16 protein-coding genes and 3 pseudogenes are annotated in these 20,161 nt (G+C 49.7%); 15 read left to right on the top strand and 4 right to left on the bottom strand.

Features of this window, described 5'->3' with window-relative positions; translation table 11 throughout:
• Positions 1-13 precede the first annotated feature (13 nt).
• The 5 genes from cpdA (at position 14) to AC2A06_RS06490 (ending at position 4,699) form a co-directional block, all read left to right on the top strand.
• Positions 14-841, top strand: coding sequence for a 3',5'-cyclic-AMP phosphodiesterase (gene cpdA, locus AC2A06_RS06510; protein WP_484379751.1), 828 nt, complete (start codon positions 14-16; stop codon positions 839-841).
• Complete coding sequence (gene yqiA / locus AC2A06_RS06505; RefSeq protein WP_023490681.1) at positions 841-1,416, top strand: esterase YqiA; 576 nt, start codon at positions 841-843, stop codon at positions 1,414-1,416. The genes cpdA and yqiA overlap by 1 nt, the downstream gene beginning before the upstream one ends.
• Positions 1,417-1,442: 26 nt before the next feature.
• Positions 1,443-3,338 (top strand): DNA topoisomerase IV subunit B, encoded by a 1,896-nt coding sequence (gene parE, locus AC2A06_RS06500; protein WP_023490680.1) that lies wholly within the window; start codon positions 1,443-1,445, stop codon positions 3,336-3,338.
• Positions 3,339-3,413: 75 nt separating this feature from the next.
• Positions 3,414-4,310, top strand: a complete 897-nt coding sequence (locus tag AC2A06_RS06495) for a LysR substrate-binding domain-containing protein (RefSeq protein ID WP_484379750.1) — start codon at positions 3,414-3,416, stop codon at positions 4,308-4,310.
• A gap of 167 nt (positions 4,311-4,477) precedes the next feature.
• A complete protein-coding gene (locus AC2A06_RS06490) occupies positions 4,478-4,699 on the top strand; it encodes a DeoR family transcriptional regulator (RefSeq protein WP_484379790.1) in 222 nt (73 codons plus the stop codon).
• Here AC2A06_RS06490 and AC2A06_RS06485 read toward each other — a convergent pair.
• Positions 4,622-4,870, bottom strand: a pseudogene (locus AC2A06_RS06485) (transposase); the annotation flags it as partial. The gene AC2A06_RS06490 and the pseudogene AC2A06_RS06485 sit on opposite strands and share 78 nt — an antisense overlap.
• A gap of 874 nt (positions 4,871-5,744) precedes the next feature.
• Between AC2A06_RS06485 and AC2A06_RS06480 the strand changes: the two are divergent.
• From AC2A06_RS06480 to uriT, 5 genes and pseudogenes are all read left to right on the top strand, one after another.
• A pseudogene (locus AC2A06_RS06480) lies at positions 5,745-5,954 on the top strand (Tn3 family transposase); the annotation flags it as partial.
• Positions 5,948-6,121 (top strand): annotated as a pseudogene (locus tag AC2A06_RS06475) (LysR family transcriptional regulator); the annotation flags it as partial. The pseudogenes AC2A06_RS06480 and AC2A06_RS06475, both read left to right, overlap by 7 nt.
• Positions 6,122-6,291: 170 nt before the next feature.
• The gene (gene rbsK / locus AC2A06_RS06470; protein ID WP_484379789.1) at positions 6,292-7,503 is read left to right on the top strand and encodes a ribokinase; all 1,212 of its coding nucleotides are present in this window, start codon (positions 6,292-6,294) and stop codon (positions 7,501-7,503) included.
• A gap of 41 nt (positions 7,504-7,544) precedes the next feature.
• Positions 7,545-8,492, top strand: a complete 948-nt coding sequence (uriH, locus tag AC2A06_RS06465) for a uridine-preferring nucleoside hydrolase UriH (RefSeq protein WP_023489182.1) — start codon at positions 7,545-7,547, stop codon at positions 8,490-8,492.
• Positions 8,492-9,886 (top strand): uridine transporter UriT, encoded by a 1,395-nt coding sequence (uriT, locus tag AC2A06_RS06460; protein ID WP_023489183.1) that lies wholly within the window; start codon positions 8,492-8,494, stop codon positions 9,884-9,886. Before uriH ends, uriT begins: the two co-directional genes overlap by 1 nt.
• Positions 9,887-9,971: 85 nt before the next feature.
• Here uriT and AC2A06_RS06455 read toward each other — a convergent pair whose 3' ends face one another.
• On the bottom strand, positions 9,972-10,556 hold the full coding sequence (locus AC2A06_RS06455) for an NAD(P)H-dependent oxidoreductase (protein WP_484379749.1): 585 nt from the start codon (positions 10,554-10,556) through the stop codon (positions 9,972-9,974).
• A gap of 254 nt (positions 10,557-10,810) precedes the next feature.
• Here AC2A06_RS06455 and parC point away from each other — a divergent pair, with 254 nt between their 5' ends.
• The 3 genes from parC (at position 10,811) to ftsP (ending at position 15,377) form a co-directional block, all read left to right on the top strand.
• Positions 10,811-13,084, top strand: a complete 2,274-nt coding sequence (parC, locus tag AC2A06_RS06450; RefSeq protein ID WP_484379748.1) for a DNA topoisomerase IV subunit A — start codon at positions 10,811-10,813, stop codon at positions 13,082-13,084.
• A 37-nt stretch (positions 13,085-13,121) separates the two neighbouring features.
• Positions 13,122-13,856, top strand: a complete 735-nt coding sequence (locus AC2A06_RS06445; protein ID WP_484379747.1) for a 1-acylglycerol-3-phosphate O-acyltransferase — start codon at positions 13,122-13,124, stop codon at positions 13,854-13,856.
• Positions 13,857-13,961: 105 nt separating this feature from the next.
• Entirely contained in the window at positions 13,962-15,377 is a 1,416-nt protein-coding gene (gene ftsP / locus AC2A06_RS06440; protein WP_484379746.1) for a cell division protein FtsP, read from the top strand.
• Here ftsP and AC2A06_RS06435 read toward each other — a convergent pair.
• Positions 15,374-16,288 (bottom strand): LysR family transcriptional regulator, encoded by a 915-nt coding sequence (locus AC2A06_RS06435; RefSeq protein ID WP_023489892.1) that lies wholly within the window; start codon positions 16,286-16,288, stop codon positions 15,374-15,376. The two genes, ftsP and AC2A06_RS06435, sit on opposite strands and share 4 nt — an antisense overlap.
• 180 nt (positions 16,289-16,468) lie before the next feature.
• Between AC2A06_RS06435 and xapA the strand changes: the two genes are divergently transcribed.
• Both xapA and AC2A06_RS06425 read left to right on the top strand, forming a co-directional pair.
• On the top strand, positions 16,469-17,329 hold the full coding sequence (xapA, locus tag AC2A06_RS06430) for a xanthosine phosphorylase (RefSeq protein WP_473196775.1): 861 nt from the start codon (positions 16,469-16,471) through the stop codon (positions 17,327-17,329).
• A gap of 139 nt (positions 17,330-17,468) precedes the next feature.
• The gene (locus AC2A06_RS06425; protein ID WP_473196776.1) at positions 17,469-18,728 is read left to right on the top strand and encodes a nucleoside permease; all 1,260 of its coding nucleotides are present in this window, start codon (positions 17,469-17,471) and stop codon (positions 18,726-18,728) included.
• 113 nt (positions 18,729-18,841) lie between these two features.
• Here AC2A06_RS06425 and AC2A06_RS06420 read toward each other — a convergent pair whose 3' ends face one another.
• Positions 18,842-19,579 carry a LuxR family transcriptional regulator gene (locus AC2A06_RS06420; RefSeq protein ID WP_473196777.1) on the bottom strand — a complete coding sequence of 246 codons (738 nt, stop codon included), beginning with the start codon at positions 19,577-19,579 and terminating at the stop codon, positions 18,842-18,844.
• Between the last annotated feature and the right edge of the window lie 582 nt (positions 19,580-20,161).

Here is a 20,161-nt window from a genome sequence, read left to right as displayed (position 1 = left end):
TAAAGGACACCATTTGGAAAGCCTGTTTAGACTGCCTGTGGCTGGTGGGGCCAAGGTCAGGATTTTACAAATAACTGATACTCACCTTTTTGCCAGCCAGAGTGAGACTTTGCTTGGCATTAACACTTATTCCAGTTATCACGCCGTGCTGGATGCTGTCATCGCACAGCAGTGTGAATATGATTTGGTGGTAGCGACGGGAGACTTGGCACAGGACCATTCGTTGGAAGCATATCAGCACTTTGCTGCGGGCATGAAACGTTTGCCAGTGCCTTGTGTTTGGCTTCCGGGTAATCATGATTTTCAACCCGCCATGGTGTGTGCGCTGGCTGAGGCGGCTATTTCACCCTCCAAGCAGGTACTGGTGGGTGACCACTGGCAAATTCTGTTACTGGATAGCCAGGTGTTCGGTGTGCCTCACGGTGAGTTGAGCGAGTATCAGTTGGGGTGGATGGAACGCTGTCTGCAGGCGTATCCTGAACGTTATACCCTGTTGCTACTGCATCACCATCCGTTACCCTCAGGCTGTACTTGGCTCGATCAACATGGCCTGCGCAACCCGCACGTGCTGGCGGCTATTTTGTTGCGCTACCCTAAGGTCAATACCTTATTGTGTGGGCATATCCATCAGGAGTTGGATCTGGATTGGCATGGGCGGCGGTTATTGGCCTCCCCCTCCACATGTGTGCAATTCAAACCGCATTGTACTAATTTTACTATTGATGCGGTTTCTCCTGGTTGGCGCTATCTTGATCTACTGCCGGATGGCCGGGTGGAAACCCAGGTATTCCGGCTGGAGAACGATGATTTCCGCCCCGATATGGATTCGGACGGTTACTGATGTCTTCAACACTACTCTATTTGCACGGTTTTAACAGTTCCCCGCTCTCTGCCAAAGCGAGTTCATTGAAAGCCTGGCTGGCAGAGCATCACCCTGATATCGAGATGCTGGTACCTCAGTTGCCAGCTTATCCAGCCGATGCGGCAGAGATCCTCGAAGATATGGTCATGTCGCGTGCAGGGCAGACGATGGGGATCGTCGGCTCTTCGTTAGGGGGTTACTATGCCACCTGGTTATCACAATGTTTTGTTCTGCCAGCGGTGGTGGTCAACCCGGCAGTGAAGCCCTTTGAGTTGCTGATTGACTATCTTGGGGTTAACGAGAACCCCTACACCGGGCAGCAATATGTGTTAGAGTCACGCCATATTTACGATCTGAAAGTGATGCAGATTGAACCTTTAGAGTCGCCAGATTTAATCTGGTTGCTGCAGCAAACCGGCGATGAAGTGCTCGATTATGGTCAGGCAGTGGCTTATTACAGTGCCTGTCGCCAAACAGTAGAATCGGGTGGCAATCATGCTTTTGTCGGTTTCGAGCACTACTTCCCACAGATTGTGGATTTTTTGGGGCTGTGAAACCTTAACCACGAAAATAATCAACGATGACTCAATCCAGCTATAACGCAGATGCCATTGAAGTACTCAGTGGCTTAGAACCAGTGCGCCGTCGTCCCGGTATGTATACCGATACCACGCGCCCAAACCACCTTGGTCAAGAGGTGATTGATAACAGCGTCGATGAAGCGCTGGCAGGACATGCCAAGCGTATCGACGTGATCCTGCACGCCGATCAATCGCTGGAAGTGATTGATGATGGCCGTGGTATGCCAGTCGATATCCACCCGGAAGAAGGGGTGCCGGCGGTGGAGCTGATCTTGTGTCGTTTGCATGCTGGGGGCAAGTTTTCCAATAAAAACTACCAGTTCTCGGGTGGTTTGCACGGCGTGGGCATCTCTGTGGTAAACGCCCTGTCGAAACGGGTGGAAGTTAACGTTCGCCGTGATGGCAATGTGTACAGTATTGCGTTTGAAAATGGCGATAAAGTCCAGGACCTGGAAGTGACGGGTACCTGCGGCAAGCGTAATACCGGTACCAGTGTTCATTTCTGGCCAGACGAGCAGTTTTTTGACAGCCCACGGTTCTCGGTTTCCCGCTTGAGCCATCTGCTGAAGGCCAAAGCAGTACTGTGCCCCGGCGTTGAAATCTACTTTATCGACAAAATTAACAATACCGAGCAGCGTTGGTGCTATCAAGATGGCCTGACCGACTACCTGATGGAAGCGGTGAATGGCTTGGTTACGTTGCCGGAAGCCGCTTTTGTCGGTAATTTTGCCAGTGATGTCGAAGCGGTGGACTGGGCGCTATTGTGGCTACCGGAAGGCGGGGAGCTGTTGACAGAAAGCTACGTCAACCTGATCCCGACCATGCAGGGCGGGACGCATGTTAATGGCTTGCGTCAGGGGTTACTGGATGCCATGCGCGAGTTTTGTGAATTCCGCAATATTCTGCCTCGCGGGGTGAAACTTTCAGCAGAAGATATTTGGGACCGCTGTGCCTATGTGCTCTCGGTGAAAATGCAGGATCCGCAATTTGCCGGCCAGACCAAAGAACGCCTCTCTTCCCGCCAATGTGCGGCTTTTGTCTCTGGGGTGGTAAAAGATGCTTTCAGCTTGTGGCTGAACCAGAATGTTCAGGCAGCTGAACAACTGGCAGAACTGGCGATCTCCAGTGCTCAACGCCGTCTACGGGCGGCGAAGAAGGTGGTGCGTAAAAAACTGACCAGTGGGCCGGCATTGCCGGGCAAGCTGGCGGATTGCACCTCGCAGGATCTGAGTATGACCGAACTGTTTCTGGTGGAAGGGGACTCGGCAGGGGGCTCGGCCAAACAGGCTCGCGATCGGGAATACCAAGCGATCATGCCGTTAAAAGGTAAGATTCTGAATACCTGGGAGGTCTCTTCCGACGAGGTGCTGGCCTCACAAGAAGTACACGATATTTCAGTAGCGATCGGTATTGATCCTGACAGTGATGACCTAAGCCAATTGCGCTATGGCAAAATCTGTATCCTGGCGGATGCGGATTCCGATGGTCTGCACATTGCTACACTGCTGTGCGCGCTGTTTGTGCGCCACTTCCGTTCATTGGTGGTTGGCGGGCATGTCTATGTGGCGATGCCGCCGTTGTACCGTATCGACTTGGGTAAAGAGGTGTATTACGCCCTGGACGAAGAAGAGAAGGCCGGGGTATTGGATCAGTTGAAGCGCAAGAAAGGCAAACCGAACGTACAGCGGTTTAAAGGTTTGGGTGAAATGAACCCGCTGCAATTGCGTGAAACCACACTGGATCCTAATACCCGCCGTCTGGTGCAGTTGACCATCAATGAAGAAAACACGGCACAAACCATGGCGATTATGGATATGTTGCTGGCGAAGAAGCGTTCAGAAGATCGGCGTAACTGGTTGCAGGATAAAGGCGACACGGCCGAACTTGACGTGTGATGCTGGTGGGGGCGGTCTCTCCGTTGCTATTAGTGGCGAGGGGGTGACTGAACCCGGTAACCCAGGGTGGGGCGTATGAAAATCACGCTTGAAGAGTTATTAGCTTACACGACGGTAGTCGACAGTGGCTCGGTTACTGCGGCTGCTGAATTGTTGGGGCAGACCACCTCTGGCATCAGCCGTGCCCTTAGCCGTTTGGAAAAGAAACTCGATACCACCTTATTACGCCGTACCACCCGCCGCCTGACTATGACCGAAGAAGGGCAAAGTTTTTTAGTCCATGCGCGAGAGATTATTAACGCCGTGGACCATGCCGAAGAGCAAATGGCACTACGCCGCCAGATCCCGGCAGGCCGCTTGCGAGTTAATGCGGCGGCCCCCTTTATGGAACATGTGATCGTGCCGTTGGTGCCGGGTTTTCGGCAAAATTTCCCGCAGATTGAGTTAGAACTGAATACCGATAACCGGATTATCGACTTAGTGGAAAAACGCACCGATATTGCCATTCGTATCGGTATATTGCGTGACTCCACCATCCATGCCCGTTTGCTGGGCACCAGCCAGGTACGCATTCTTGCCAGCCCGGATTACCTTGCCCGTTGTGGCACCCCACATAGCATAGAAGCCTTGAGCCACCACTGTTTGCTGGGTTTTACCCAACCTGAATCACTTAACCAGTGGCCGCTACGTAATCATCAGGCGGAGTTCTTTACCATAACCCCCACCTTATCGGCATCCAGTGGTGAAACGCTACGGCAACTGGCGCTATGTGGTGTGGGCATTGTGCGGTTGGCTGATTTTATGACGCGGCAAGATCAGCAAGCTGGGCTGTTGATCCCACTACTGACGGAAGAAACGCTGGTGGTACGGCAGCCGATCAATGCGGTCTATTACCGTAATACCCCATTAGCGGCACGCATTACCTGTTTTCTCGATTATGTGAGCACACATATTAATGAGCAGACGCTATAGGTAATTCTTCATTATCCATCTAAAATCCTAATGAATATTATTTATTTATCATTTAAATGAATGATTTATTTTGACTTCCGTTTACTTCCGTTTTCTATAACAATACATGAGTGTTGTCACTTTTTTATTATTACATCTGGTTATTATCTGGTGGAAAGAATTTTATTATGATGTTTAGAGAGAAAAGGCAAGAAGTCATTCTGGGGTTGTTGGATGAAAATGAAAGTTTGAGTGTTAATTACTTGGCCAGATTCTTTTTTCTTTCCAAAGAAACCATTCGTAAAGACTTAAGTGAGTTGGCTGAAAAGGGCGTTATGTGGGGTATTCAACTCGATCTCGCCATCATCCGTGAACAGAGTCTTAGACGAATAACCGTTACGGGTATTTGAGCCTGTTTGAGGGGAATTTTTTTCATGACCGAGGTGGTCGGTAAGCTCAGCATTCAAAGCGGTTTCGACGGTGAGTTTAGTCAGCATACGAGAAAACGCATTGAGGTCAGCTTCGGTTTTAATTCCTTTAGTCAGTTCGGCAGTCAGTGCCTTGAGTTTCTTTTCATCCATAATTTACCTGTCTCCATTGTCAGGAAGAACATATCAAAAACAGGCAATTACACAATCTCGTTTACAGTCTCAATACCGAGGCACTTTCAATGATGAAGTTTTCTTTTATTAATCGATTTTGGTTTGTTTTTTTTGATTTGATGTTGGTTTTAGTTACCGTCGTTTCATTTTACTTTGGAGTTGAACGGTTTTTTACTTATTTTTCATATCCGGATTTCTTTGTTTTCTCGGTTTTCTCAGTTTTCTCGGTGTTGTTTTTTATGATATCAATTCCAATATTGACCTTGTCATTCAGTCCTATATATATAGGGTTTCAATCGAGCATTGAATTCCAGAAGAAAGTAGCAAAATGCATTGTGTTTGGTTTGTGTTTTATTGTTTTATTGTCATTGGTGTTTAATTATTATTATATTAGCGCAATTAGCAATAAAGGATATATTAAATGCAATGGGATTCCATCTGGTTGGATGCCGGGTATGGCGACTAAATATGCTACTAGTGAACTGCTATGTTCGAAAAAGGATCCTTGAGATCCTTTTACGCTGCGAGCAATCTCTTGCTCAGAAACGAAAAAAACCGCCGTAAGGCGGATTTTTAAGCCAGAACCTTGAGCTGGAAACTCTCAGAACTGGTCGGTAACCGGAATCTTCGTGGGAATCCGTCACCAAAACTGTACTTGCAGTGTTGCCTCTAACGGGGCAGTTTGGATATCGAATAGAGTCGAGATGTGGCGCGGTAATTTTGCAGGTCAGGCATATCTGTTGCCGAATCTGTAATTAAAATTGGGTAATTTACTGTTTTTGTTATGTTTTTACTAACAACTGAGACAGACAAATTATGGACGAAAAGAAACTCAAGGCACTGGCTGCCGAACTGGAATACCATTTATATGCAGGCCGCACTGGCACATTTGCGTGATGAGGGCGAAGTCATTAATGAAGAAGATGAAGTCCGGCTTTTGCCACTGCGGCATGCGCATATCAATATGCTGGGGCACTATACATTTACGCTTGCAGAACAAGTAACAAAGGGCAAGCTCAGACCTCTTAAGCAGGAGGATGAGGCTGATGATTGGCCTTTATGACGCGGCAAGACTAGCAAGCTGGGCGGTTGATCCCACTGTTGACGGAAGAAACGCTGGTGGTACGGCAGCCGATCAATGCTGTCTATTACCGTAATACCCCATTAGCGGCACGTATTACCTGTTTTCTCGATTATGTCAGCACACATATTAATGAGCAGACGTTATAGGTAATTCTTCATTATCCATCCAAAATCCTAATGAATATTATTTATTTATCATTTAAATGAATGATTTATTTTGGCTTCCGTTTACTTCCGTTTTCTATAACAATACATGAGTGTTGTCACTTTTTTATTATTACATCTAGTTATTATCTGGTGGAAAGAATTTCATTATGATGTTTAGAGAGAAAAGGCAGGAAGTCATTCTGGGGTTGTTGGATAAAAATGAAAGTTTGAGTGTTAATTACTTGGCCAGGTTCTTTTTTATTTCCAAAGAAACCATTCGTAAAGACTTAAGTGAGTTGGCTGAAAAGGGCGTTATTCAACGTTATCATGGTGGGGCGAGAATATTACGCCGGGTACTACTGTCAGAAATCAGTAAGGCGAATCAGTTAAATATTGAGGCGTTACTGAAGAAAATTAACAGCCAGAAAGCGATAAATCAAAAAACAGCACGGGGAGATAAAATGACCGGACAGGTCTGTATTTTAGGTTCGTTCAATATGGATATTGTATCGAAGGTGGCTCGTTTTCCTCATGGTGGGGAGTCGATAATGGCCACCAGCAACACGTTGTGCCCGGGTGGCAAGGGGGCAAACCAGGCACTGGCCGCCAGCTTTGCTGATGCTAACGTTCACTTTGCCTGTAAAGTGGGGGATGACCAATTCGGTCAACTGGCTTATGAGCATCTCTCATCCTCAAATATTGACAGTTTAACGCTTTATAAATCGGCGACACAGCCAACTGGAAGTGCAGTCATTTTTGTCTCGGAGCAAAATGGCGAGAATATGATTGCGATTGATTCTGGTGCAAATAAAACCGTAACCGAAGATGAGGTGGCACGGTTAGAGTCCCATTTAAAACAAGCGGGGATCTTGTTAGTGCAGTTGGAGAATAATATTGATGCAACCATTAACGCGATTATGTTAGCTAAAGCGTTAGGGGTTAAGGTTATTCTTAATCCCGCACCATACTCTGACGGAATATTACCGTATTTACATCAAGTCGATATTGTCACCCCTAATGAGACCGAGGCCTCATTACTGTCTGGCATCCAAGTTTGTGATTTAAACAGTGCCCGTCAAGCGGCAGAGGTGATCGCCAGCCATGGGGTGAATACGGTGCTTATTACCCTGGGGAGTAAGGGCTCATTATTGTATGAAAATAACAAATTCAGCCATATTCCCGCATTGCCGGCGCTGGCTGTTGATACCACTGGCGCGGGGGATGCTTTTAATGGGGCTCTGAGCGCTGCAATCGCCAAAGGGAAAAATATCCATCAGGCGGCAGTCTATGCCACGGCATTTGCCTCGCTGGCAGTGGAACGGGAGGGGGCGTCCAATATGCCGTCTCACCAGTCGGTGTTACAGCGTTTATCACAGCATTAATGCTTCATATATAAGCCAACAAATAAAAAGAGACGATAAAGATGACAAAAAAAATCATTTTAGACTGCGACCCAGGTCATGATGACGCAATCGCCATATTATTGGCTCACGGCAATCCAGATATTGAGTTACTGGCGGTGACCACGGTAGTGGGTAATCAGACGCTGGAAAAGGTGACCCGCAATGCCTTGGCGGTGGCCCGTATTGCCAATATTACCGGGGTGCCTTTTGCTGCCGGGTGCCCACGCCCACTGGTACGTCAAATTGAGCTGGCACCCGACATTCATGGGGAATCGGGCATGGATGGCCCGGTATTGCCCGCACCGACCTTAGCGCTGGATCCCCGCCATGCTGTGGATTTGATTATCGAGACCATCATGTCTCACCCAGCAGGGACGATTACCTTAGTGCCAACCGGTGGCTTGACGAATATCGCCCTGGCGGCAAGAAAAGAGCCGCGCATCGTTGAACGAGTCAAAGAAGTTGTGTTGATGGGGGGCGGTTACCATGTGGGTAACTGGAGTGCCGTGGCCGAGTTTAATATCAAGATCGATCCTGAAGCGGCCCATATTGTCTTTAATGAGAAGTGGCCACTGACCATGGTGGGGCTCGACCTGACACACCAAGCCCTGGCAACGCCAGAGGTGGTGGAGAAAATTAAAGCGGTTGGCACATTGCCCGCACAGTTTGTCGTTGAGTTATTGGAGTTTTTCAGTACCACCTATAAACAGGCGCAGGGCTTTGACTACCCACCGGTGCATGATCCTTGTGCTGTCGCCTATGTTATCGACCCCAATGTGATCACCGTAAAAAAAGTGCCAGTGGATATCGAGCTGACCGGTACGTTAACCCTGGGAATGACCGTGGCCGATTTCCGTTCTCCACCGGCGGCGGATTGTCATACCCAAGTCGCCGTTAAACTCGACCATGATTATTTCTGGCAGATGGTGGTGGACGCGCTAGAACATATTGGTGAGGTAACGACCTAATGCAGAACTCATCAGCTAACTCCGTCAGTATTAGTGCATTAATGGTCGCATTACTGGCAGCCTGTACCGCATTCCAGTTAAACGCCAGTATGTTAAGCCCGGTATTGGTGACGATCGCCAAGGAATTAAACACCAACGATGCCGCCGTGGGCTTATCTCAGACGGCATTTTTTACCGCCGCTGCGTTGTTTTCCCTGTTTCTCCCACGATTAAGCGACATTATTGGGCGTAAAAAAGTCCTGATCTGGATGTTGGTGATCATGACATTGGGCACGGTGTTGGCAGCGATAGCCCCCAATATTACCGTGCTCTATATCGCGCGTATTATTCAAGGGGTATCCGGCCCGGTTGTGCCGCTGTGCTTGCTGATGTTGCGCCATGAGATTGCTGACCCTAAAAAATATGGCATGTTGATGGGGGTGGTGACGGCAGTTAACGGCGGGATTGCGGGCATCGATGCCTTTTTAGGGGGCGTATTGGCCACCCACTTTGGTTTTCGCTCGGTATTCTGGTTGATTACGGTGGTCGCAGTGGTGGCTGCGGGTTGTGTCGCCAAATGGGCACCTGAATCTAAACCTTCTGCGGGCAGCAAAATGGATTGGCTTGGGGTGACGCTGCTGGTGGGTTCCTTGGCATGTTTATTACTGGCACTGAATGAAGCCGGTAAGTTGGCGCAGGCAAACGGCTTGATGATCAGCGGGCTGGTTATCGTTGCTTTGCTGCTGTTTATGCTCTTCTGGAAAGTGGAAACTCACTTAGTGCAACCGCTGGTGACCACCGCGCATTTAAAACAGCGCAGCACCTGGGCGCTACTGTTGACCACGACACTCACTATGACCGGTATATTTGCAGTGATTAATGGCTTGGTGATGTCTTACGCACAAAACAAAGAGGTGGGTTTTGCGCTGGAAGCGGACTGGGCATCGTTAATTTTACTCACACCTTATGCGTTAGTGGGCTGGTTGGTCGGGCCATTCTCTGGTCGTTTTGCGCCGGGAATCGGTTATAACACCGTATTACGCCTAGGGCTGGTGGGCAGTATTATCGCCATTGCCTTGATGATGTTCTTCGGCCTGAACTCGTTAACCATGCTGGTGACCTGCGCGGTATTGATCGGCATTACCTATGCGGGAACCGGCAATATCATGCTGAATGGTCTAGGGATTGTGTTATCCCCCAAAGATAACCCCGGGTTTCTGCCGGGTATGAATGCCGGTGCATTTAATCTGGGGGCCGGTTTAAGCTTCGCTATTCTACCTGCAGTGCAAATGGTCAGTGATAGCCCGAGTGAAGGCTACTTTAATGGTATGTTGGTGGGGCTAATAATTACTGTTATGGCGCTATTATCTTCACTACTGATACCCCGGCCAGTCAGTGCCGAGATTAACGGTTGATGTTTATCGCCATCACCTTGCTGGTTGCGGGGTGATGGCGTGATGAGCCAAATCAGTCATGGAGTTGCAATGAGCTCTTGAACGACTAAAAAGCAAAAACCTCACCCAGATGGGCACGCCAACGGGCGATATCACTGGCAACATCCGGCTGTTTAATTACGTTGTTACAGATAAAGGTCGGTAGTGCTTCCATCCCCAAGAACTGGTTGGCTTTGTGGAAGTGCAGGTAAACCCCATCAACACCGACGCCGTGGAAGAACTGTTCCGGGTCGGTAAATGCTTCTAAGGGGGCGTTCCAGGTCAGGCTCAGCATATACTTTTTCCCCTGAACCAGGCCGCCGGAGCCATATTTTTTACTGTCGTCGGAACGCGTCCGCCCATCGCTGGCGTAAAGTGTGCCGTGGCCTGCGGTGAACACCTCATCGATATACTTTTTCAGGATCCACGGTTCCCCCATCCACCAACCGGGCATCTGGTAAATAACGGTATCGGCCCAGAGGAACTTTGCTACCTCAGCGTCGATATCATAGCCATCATCAACCACCGTCACCTGAACCTGGTGCCTGGCATCACGCAGATAACTTTCTGCAATGTCGCTCAGTGTCTGGTTCAGTTGCCCGTTGGAATGGCCGAATTGCTTCTTGGCATTAATGATCAGAATATTGCTCATGGATATCGGGTCCTGTCAGAAAAAAAGTTATGGCACATCACCAGGTGTCAGGCCATAGGATGGTTGGCAGTGTAATCCTTCAGTAAACAGAAAAAAATGTGATGTGAAGCATAACAGTGTTGACTATTAGTCAATATAACGGCGAGATCAGTGACATCATTGCACTAACCATGCGTCAACTGTGACAGCCACCCGGTAGATGAGTTACTATCGCCGGCAGAATCGACCTTTTGTCGTCTGAGGACATTTGAGTAATGAGTGAATTGACTCATGATGGTGTTGAGCGTCTACCGCTGCACACATTCACTGAAAAAGCCTATCTTGACTACTCCATGTACGTCATCATGGATCGGGCGCTGCCTTATATTGGTGATGGTTTAAAGCCAGTACAGCGTCGCATTATCTATGCCATGTCGGAACTGGGGCTTAATAATAGCGCCAAATTCAAAAAATCAGCCCGTACCGTCGGTGACGTGCTGGGTAAATACCATCCCCATGGTGATAGCGCTTGCTATGAAGCCATGGTGCTGATGGCGCAGCCCTTCTCTTACCGTTATCCGTTGGTGGATGGGCAAGGGAACTGGGGGGCACCGGATGATCCCAAATCCTTTGCTGCCATGCGTTATACCGAATCTCGCCTGTCAAAATATGCGGAAGTGCTACTGGGTGAACTGGGCCAGGGGACGGTGGAATGGGGGCCGAACTTTGATGGCACCATGCAAGAACCCAAGATGTTGCCTGCGCGTTTGCCGAATATTCTGCTGAACGGCACCACCGGTATCGCGGTGGGGATGGCAACGGATATTCCACCACACAACGTGCGCGAAGTGGCCGCCGCTGCTGTGGCGTTGATCGACAAACCGGGCGCTTCACTGGACGATCTGCTGGCGTTCGTACAAGGGCCGGACTACCCGACGGAAGCGGAGATCATCACCCCCAGCGAAGAGATCCGCAAAATTTACCAGCAGGGTCGTGGTTCGGTGCGGATGCGCGCGGTGTGGAAAAAAGAGGATGGCAGTGCGGTGATCACCGCTTTGCCACACCAGGTTTCTGGTGCCAAGGTGTTGGAGCAGATTGCCAGCCAGATGCGCGCCAAAAAACTGCCGATGGTGGAGGATCTGCGTGATGAGTCCGATCACGAAAACCCAACCCGCCTGGTGATTGTGCCGCGTTCTAACCGGATTGACTTGGAGCAGGTAATGAACCACCTGTTTGTCACCACTGATCTGGAACGCAGCTACCGTATCAATATGAACATGATTGGTCTGGATAACCGCCCCCGGGTTAAAGGGTTGGTGGAAATCCTGACTGAATGGCTGAGCTTCCGCCGTGAGACGGTGCGTCGCCGGTTGAATTATCGCCTGGAGAAGGTGCTTAAGCGGCTGCATATTTTGGAAGGCTTACTGATAGCGTTCCTTAATATTGATGAAGTGATCCACATTATCCGCAGTGAAGATGAACCCAAACCGGTCTTGATCCAGCGTTTTGGCATCTCCGACACGCAGGCAGAAGCCATTCTGGAGCTGAAACTGCGCCATCTGGCCAAACTGGAAGAGGTGAAGATCCGCGCCGAACAGGATGAACTGGCGAAAGAGCGCGACCATCTGCAGGCCTTGTTAGCCTCTGAGCGCAAACTGAATAACTTGATCAAAAAAGAGATCCAGGCAGATGCGCAGGCTTATGGTGATGATCGCCGTTCGCCACTGACAGAGCGTGAAGAAGCCAAGGCGATGAGTGAGCATGACTTTGTGCCTTCTGAACCGGTGACCATTGTCTTGTCGCAAATGGGCTGGGTACGCAGTGCCAAAGGCCATGATATCGACCCAAGTGGCTTGAGCTACAAAGCTGGAGACAGCTTCCGTGCGGCTACACGCGGCAAGAGCAACCAACCCGTGGTGTTTATTGACTCCACCGGGCGCAGCTATGCCCTTGACCCAATGACATTGCCTTCAGCACGTGGGCAAGGTGAACCGTTGACCGGCAAACTGACACCACCACCAGGGGCGACCATTGAACAGGTGTTGATGGCGGCTGACGAGCAGAAATTGTTGATGGCCTCGGATGCGGGTTACGGATTTGTGTGTACCTTCAACGACCTGGTGGCCCGTAACCGTGCGGGTAAAATCATGATTACCTTGCCGGATAACGCGAGCGTCCTGCCGCCGATGGTGATCAACAGTGATGACGATATGTTGTTGTCTATCAGTACTGCTGGCAGGATGCTGTTGTTCCCGGTCGCGGATCTGCCGCAGCTTTCAAAAGGGAAAGGTAACAAGATTATCTCTATTCCAGCCGCTCAGGCGGCGAGCGGTGAAGACAAACTGGCTTGGTTGTTTGTGTTACCACCGCAGACGGCGCTCACCTTGCATGTCGGTAAACGTAAGTTGAAGTTGCGGCCGGAGGATTTGCAGAAATTCCGTGCTGAGCGTGGCCGTAAAGGCACCTTGCTCCCACGTGGGCTGCAACGTATTGACCGGGTTGAATTGGATATGCCGGAGTCACTGTCCCTTGGGGATAGCGAAGAGTAAGGGGCTGCTGTGGCGGCTGTATGCGAATGAGGTTGGTATGTTATTAATATTACGTGCAATTATTGTCACGGTGTATTGCCTTCTGGTGTGCTTGCTGGGCTCTGTTTACTGCCTGCTTAGCCCACGGAATCCGCGTCATGTGGCCACTTTTGGTCATCTATTTGGGCGTCTGTCGTCGGTGTTTGGCTTGAAGGTTGAAATCCGTAAACCTGCCAATGCCGCCAATTTTGGCAAGTGCATCTATATTGCCAACCACCAGAACAACTACGATATGGTGACGGCAGCGAAAGTTGTGCAACCGCGGACGGTGACCGTAGGTAAAAAAAGCCTGATGTGGATCCCGTTTTTTGGTCAGCTTTATTGGCTGGCGGGTAACCTGCTGATTGACAGAGATAACCGTGCCAAAGCCCATGGCACTATTGCCCAGGTGGTTGAGGCTTTTCAGAAACAAGAAATATCAATCTGGATGTTTCCTGAAGGGACGCGAAGCCGTGGGCGCGGCTTGCTGCCCTTTAAAACCGGTGCCTTTCACGCCGCTATTGCGGCAGGTGTGCCGATTGTACCGATCTGTATCTCCACCACCAGCGGCAAGATTAATTTAAACCGCTGGAACAATGGTCATGTCATTATCGAGATGTTGGAACCGATTGACTCCAGTGATTACAGTAAGGAACAGGTACGTGAACTGGCCGCTCATTGTCATAAGTTGATGAAGGCAAAAATTGAACAGTTGGATGCGGAAGTCGCCGAGCTGGACGCCGGTAAAAAATAAATTTGGGTAGGCCATTAAGGGCTATTTTGATCCGGCATGATGCCTTTTGTACCCCGATTACTCGGGGCAGTTTACCAGACTTGGCTTTATTTTGATGGAGAGATCATGTCACTCAGTCGACGTCAGTTCATACAGGCATCGGGTTTGGCTTGCTGTGCAGGGGCTGTGCCGCTGAGGGCGGAGGCGAGCGGAAATCAAACTCCGTTACCGATACCACCGTTGTTGGAATCTCTCCGTGGGCAACCACTGTTTTTAACCTTACAACGTACCCATTGGGCTTTTGCAGATAACCGCAAAACCTCTGTATGGGGCCTTAATGGCATCTATCTGGGGCCAACAGTAAAGGTGTACAACGGTGATGACGTCAAACTGATCTACAGTAATCGTCTGAATGAGCCAGTATCGATGACCATCAGTGGTCTGCAGGTGCCGGGGGTGCTGATGGGTGGCCTACCACGGATGATGTCACCTAACGTAGACTGGTCGCCAGTGATACCGGTGCGCCAGGCTGCAGCGACCTGTTGGTATCATGCTAATACGCCGAATCGTATGGGGCCCCATATCTATAACGGTCTGGCGGGTTTATGGTTGGTTGAAGATGAAATCAGCAAAAACCTGCCATTGCCGAATCATTATGGTGTTGATGATTTCCCGTTGATTATTCAAGACAAGCGCTTGGATAGCTTTGGTGTACCTGAATATAATCCGCCAGCACATGGGGGGGTTATTGGCGATACGCTATTGGTGAATGGGGCACAGAACCCGTTTGTTGAAGTGTCCCGCGGTTGGGTACGCCTGCGTTTACTGAATGCTTCCAACTCACGGCGCTATAGACTGCAACTGAGTGATGGCCGGCCAATCCATGTGATCGCCAATGATCAAGGGTTCCTGCCAGCCCCGGTGGTGGTGCAACAGCTGTCACTGGCTCCGGGGGAACGTCGTGAAGTGTTGATCGATATGTCGCAAGGGACAGAGGTTTCTCTCACTGCGGGTGAAGCGGCTGGCCTGATGGATCGCCTGCGTGGTCTGTTTGAACCTTCGAACCTTTTGATCTCCACCCAGGTATTGACCTTAAAGCCGACCGGGTTGTTACCGTTGGTGACCGACACCTTGCCGACGCGGTTACTGGCAGATCAGTTAATAGAGGGGAACGCCAGTCGTTCGCGGGAATTCCAATTGGATGACACGATGGCTGGTATTAATGGCGCCCTTTGGGATATGCAGCGTATCGATGTACAAACCTTGCAGGGTAGTTGGGAACGTTGGACTATACGCGCCGACAAGCCTCAGGCGTTCCATATTCAGGGCGTGAAATTCCTGATCAAACGAGTCAATGGTGCTCAACCGATGGTGGAAGACCGTAGTTGGAAGGATACGGTCTGGGTTGATGGCACCGTTGAGCTGCTGGTTTATTTTAACCAGGTCTCTTCAGAGCACTTCCCGTTTCTGTACTATAGCCAGACGCTGGAAATGGCTGACCGTGGCTCTATTGGCCAGTTTGTGGCCCGAGGGGCTTCTTAAACCACCGTGGGTGTTCGCAACATTTGCAGGAACGCCTGTACCACTGGGGTGGCGCTTTCTGCCTGGTAAATCGCATACAGGTCGGCTGAAGGTGCCGCTTGTAGCGGGCAGAAGCTCACGCCAGGCCACGGAATGCATCCGTAACTCTCCGGCAACAGCGTAATACCAAATCCTTCTGCCACCAGCGCCATCAATGTTTGTGGCTCATTGACCTGATGAGCAATATTGGGGGCAAAGCCATGTTGCAGGCACAGATTATGCAGATACAGCCCCAGACTGGCTTCGCTGGCGGGTAACACAATAAACTGCTCATGTTGTAAAGCGGGCAAGGCCACTGCCTTTCCATTCGCTAATGGATGATTGACTGGCAACACCACCGCAATATTTTCCCGTGCCAACAGTTGGCAGGCGAGCCCTGGCAGCGACTGTTGCTGAGCCTCGCGCCAGACACCCATATCGATATGACGCTTTTGCAATGAAATAATTTGCTGGCTCGGTGTTTGTTCGTTTAATGTCCAGGTTATCTTCTCTGCCTGTGCGGTAAAGCGTTTTAGTGCCGGGAGCAACCCGCCCCAGGCAGAAGTCCCTACCATACCAATCACCATATGACCGGTTTCACCACGGCCTAACTGCTGTACCTGATGCAGTGCATTGCCGGCCTGATCCAACAACCTTTCTACGTTACGAAACAACGTGTGGCCAGCCTGTGTCAATGCCATGGAACGCGTGGTGCGCTTAAACAGTTCCACCCCTAACTGCTTTTCCAGCTCTTTAATATGTTTGCTCAGTGGCGGTTGCGAGATATTCAGCCGTTGGGCGGCCAGGGTGAAGTTCATCTCTTCAGCCACAATGCGGAAATAGTGCAGCAGGCGAAAGTTGATCCTGCCTGGGTCGGGTAATGGTTGTTTCATTGCTTTTGCTACCTCCTTGTAAAGTGAGATTTATAGTCAAACGGAATAAATCAATGGGTAACAATGTATTGGTCACCGCTCCCTACTATGGAGATTATCTATACCCCTCGGTCATCCTGCCAAGATGCGAGTGACAGAGGGGATGACCGTTGGCATAACCCTACTACAGATGAGAACGTCATGCTTAATCAAAAAGATAGAGTTAATAAAAAAAACACGTTTAATCAAGAAGATGCTTTTTCCTGTGCGGAAATATTACGTAGCCGATTACCTGGCTTCCAACCACGCGCCGCCTTGATTCTCGGCTCTGGCTTAGGGGCGTTAGCCGAGGTGATGACAGACACCGTGACTATCGATTACAACGAACTGCCCGGCTTCCCGGTAAGTAGTGTGGTTGGTCATGCTGGGCAACTGGTGGCGGGTTGGTTAGAAGGTGTGCCGGTGGTGTGCATGAAAGGGCGCGGGCATTTCTATGAAGGCCGCGGTATGCAGGTGATGACCACCGCGATACGCACCTTCAAACTACTGGGCTGTGAATTCTTGCTGGCGACCAATGCGGCGGGTTCACTGCGTAAATCAGTAGCGCCAGGTAGCTTGGTGGCACTGACTGATCACATCAACTTTATGCCAGAGTCACCCTTGGTGGGGGAAAACGATGAACGTTTTGGCCCACGCTTTTTCAGTTTAGCCAATGCTTACGACCGTGACTTGCGTGCGCAACTGGCAGCGGTAGCTGTCAAAGCGGGCATCCCGTTGGCTGACGGGGTATTTGCCGCCTACACCGGCCCAAATTTTGAAACCCCAGCAGAAATTCGCATGATGCAGACCTTGGGTTGCGATGTGGTGGGGATGTCCATCGTGCCTGAAGTGCTTTCTGCCCGCCATTGTGGCCTAAAGGTGCTGGTGGTTTCCGCAATGACCAACTATGCCGAAGGGCTATCAGAAACTCCTCTTTCCCATGAACAGACGCTGAGTTGTGCAGCGATGGCGGCAGATGACTTTATGCGCCTGATCCGTGAGTTTTTCAAAACCTTGTCGTGACGACCTCTCCCGTTCCCATTTAAGTCGAGGGAGGATTGCCTGACACTTGCATGAGCCGGGAACTTCACTGACTAGCCCGCGGCAGGCCAGACTTGCCGCGTCAATCATCGTTTCGATCAGAATAATAAAGGTGATGGTAATGGCAATCAAAACACGCTTAAAAATAATGATTTTCCTCCAGTTCTTTATCTGGGGTGCCTGGCTGGTTACCCTGGGTTCCTACATGATTAACACCCTGCATTTCACTGGGCTACAAGTGGGGATGGTCTACAGCTCCAAAGGCTTGGCGGCGTTGATTATGCCCAGTTTGGCGGGGATTATCGCTGACCGCTGGGTTAGGGCCAATTACCTCTATGGTTTTTGCCATCTACTGGGGGCAATAGCGCTCTATTATGCTGCCCAGGTTGAACAGCCGATGGTGATGTTCTGGGTGATGTTGTTTAACGCGATGGTCTATATGCCCACCATGGCGCTTTCCAATGCCATTTCTTACTTCTGCCTGGAGAAGCACGGGTACGATACGGTGAAGGATTTTCCACCGGTACGGGTGTTCGGCACGATTGGCTTTATTCTGGCAATGTGGCTGATCAGCTTCAGCAAGATTGAATTAAGCAATATGCAACTCTACTTGGCTTCAGCCGTATCGCTGTTATTGGCCGGCTATTCGCTGACCTTACCCCAATGCCCCACCAGTAATGCCAAGCGTTCGCAAAGTTGGGTCAGCATGTTGGGGTTGGATGCCTTTGTCTTATTCAAACAAAGACGGATGGCGGTGTTTTTGTTGTTTGCCATGCTATTGGGGGCTGCGTTACAGATCACCAATACCTTTGGTAACCCGTTCCTGCATGATTTTGCTATTAATCCACAATATCAAGATAGCTTTAGCGTGCGCTATCCTTCGGTGCTGCTTTCTCTGTCGCAAATATCAGAGGTGTTTTTCATTCTCACCATTCCATTTTTCCTACGTAAGTATGGCATTAAACAGGTGATGCTGATCAGCATGGCGGCCTGGACATTACGCTTCCTGTTTCTGGCTTATGGTACTCCCGCCGGGTTCGGTTTTCTGCTGTTGCTGCTTTCGATGATTGTTTACGGCTGTGCTTTCGACTTTTTCAATATCTCGGGTGCCATCTTTGTGGAGAAAGAGACGGATAGCCGCATTCGTGCCAGTGCCCAAGGGTTGTTTATGAGCATGGTTAACGGTGTGGGTGCTTATGTGGGGGCGATTGTCAGCGGTAAGGTCGTCGATTTCTTTACTCATGAAGGGGTGAAAGACTGGCAGAGCATCTGGCTGGTTTTTGCATCTTATACGCTGTTGCTGGGGGTCATCTTTGCTTTCACTTTCCACTATCAGCATCGCCCAGAAGAGAGCGGTGGTGAGGTCTGTCGTAGTCAATAAAAACTGGCCAATAAAAACTGGTCAATAAAAGCTGGCCACGGATAATAGCGTGAACCTTTGAGCGAAATATGAAGGACCGCTCAGGTTCTAGGGGCCCACTCGCTGGTGGGCGCTTATCTGGCTAGAGCTGCTGTTGGGGTGATCAGAGCCAGCTCTACCCCCAAGCGTATCGCTTGGCGAACGTTGCTAACCCCCAGCTTGACGACAACATTATTCACATGGAACTTGACGGTACTGGTGGAAATATTGGTGATGGACGCAATTTCCGCATAGGTTTTCCCCATACTGGCCCAATAGAGCACTTCATTTTCCCGCGAGGTGAAAATGGCTTTATCGCTGTTTGTCGCCTTGCTCTGCCCACTGGACAGGATGCAATTCGCCAGGCGATACATCTGTTCATTAATGTCGATCAGCAGTATTTGCATGGCCCCGCGTTCGGCAGAAACAGGCGAACCCAATGCTCCGGGCAAATTGTCAGGGACAATAACCGATAACAGCGCCAAGTTGTTCATATGGTCGTGCAACACGAAGGTGAAGCCGTTGACGATATTGTAGCGTTTGGCGAAGGAGAATATCTTGTCCGTCATTAGCGTGATATTTTCGTCCCAGGCAAAGGGTGAGGTTCGTTTAAATGCCGCCAGTATAACCGGGTCGCTAAGCTGTAAATTGTTAGTGCGGTAAAATTTAATCCACTCGTCAGGGTAGTTAGAGATGACAAGCATATCTGATGGGTTTTTCTTGTTGATTACGGTATAGGCGTACTTAGGGCTACCGATAGAAGAGAGTTTTCTATCAATATAGTCCTGCAGCGTTTCGGTTATTATCTGATTTTTATCGAGGACTGAAAGCATATCGACTCCCTGAGAAGCTAAGCATCCTTCTATAGATAAGCTGTACTTAAGGTCAGGTAAAAACAAGACTTAAGTATAACTTACCCATTGCCAGCTTTTGTCTATAATATCTACGTTAGGCCAGTGGTAAAGAACTGACCATTATGGTCAGGTAGCCAATTTAGCCAACACCAGGAAAAACCTATCCGGTCAGACAGACTCTACAAAAAGTGACTGCTGACCGCGATTTTATCGCTAACCCATTCCGCTACTCTTCTCTTTTTCCGTTACCATTCTGTTCTCGACCAAGCAGAAAATGGCTGTTCTAGCCAAAATAATCAGCTACCCGCTGTTGTGGCCCTAGTTCTGACGGCATCCCCATCACTTCCCATAACATCGTCAACGGCTTTCCCATAAAGTGTGCCCAGCATGGGTGGTGAGGATTTTTTTATGGATGAGTATTCCCTAGTGTCGCTGTTTACTGATAAAAATATCAATAATGCTAATGTTATTCTTTAATGTGATCCAATTAAATGCCAATAGTTTTGAATTGTGATATCAATCGAATTCCAATGTAATCCCTTAAGGTGTCATGGTGTAGAG

It is taken from the genome of Serratia sp. HNCC26DJ244, from assembly GCF_057180565.1.
This window is presented reverse-complemented; position numbering and strand designations above follow the sequence as displayed.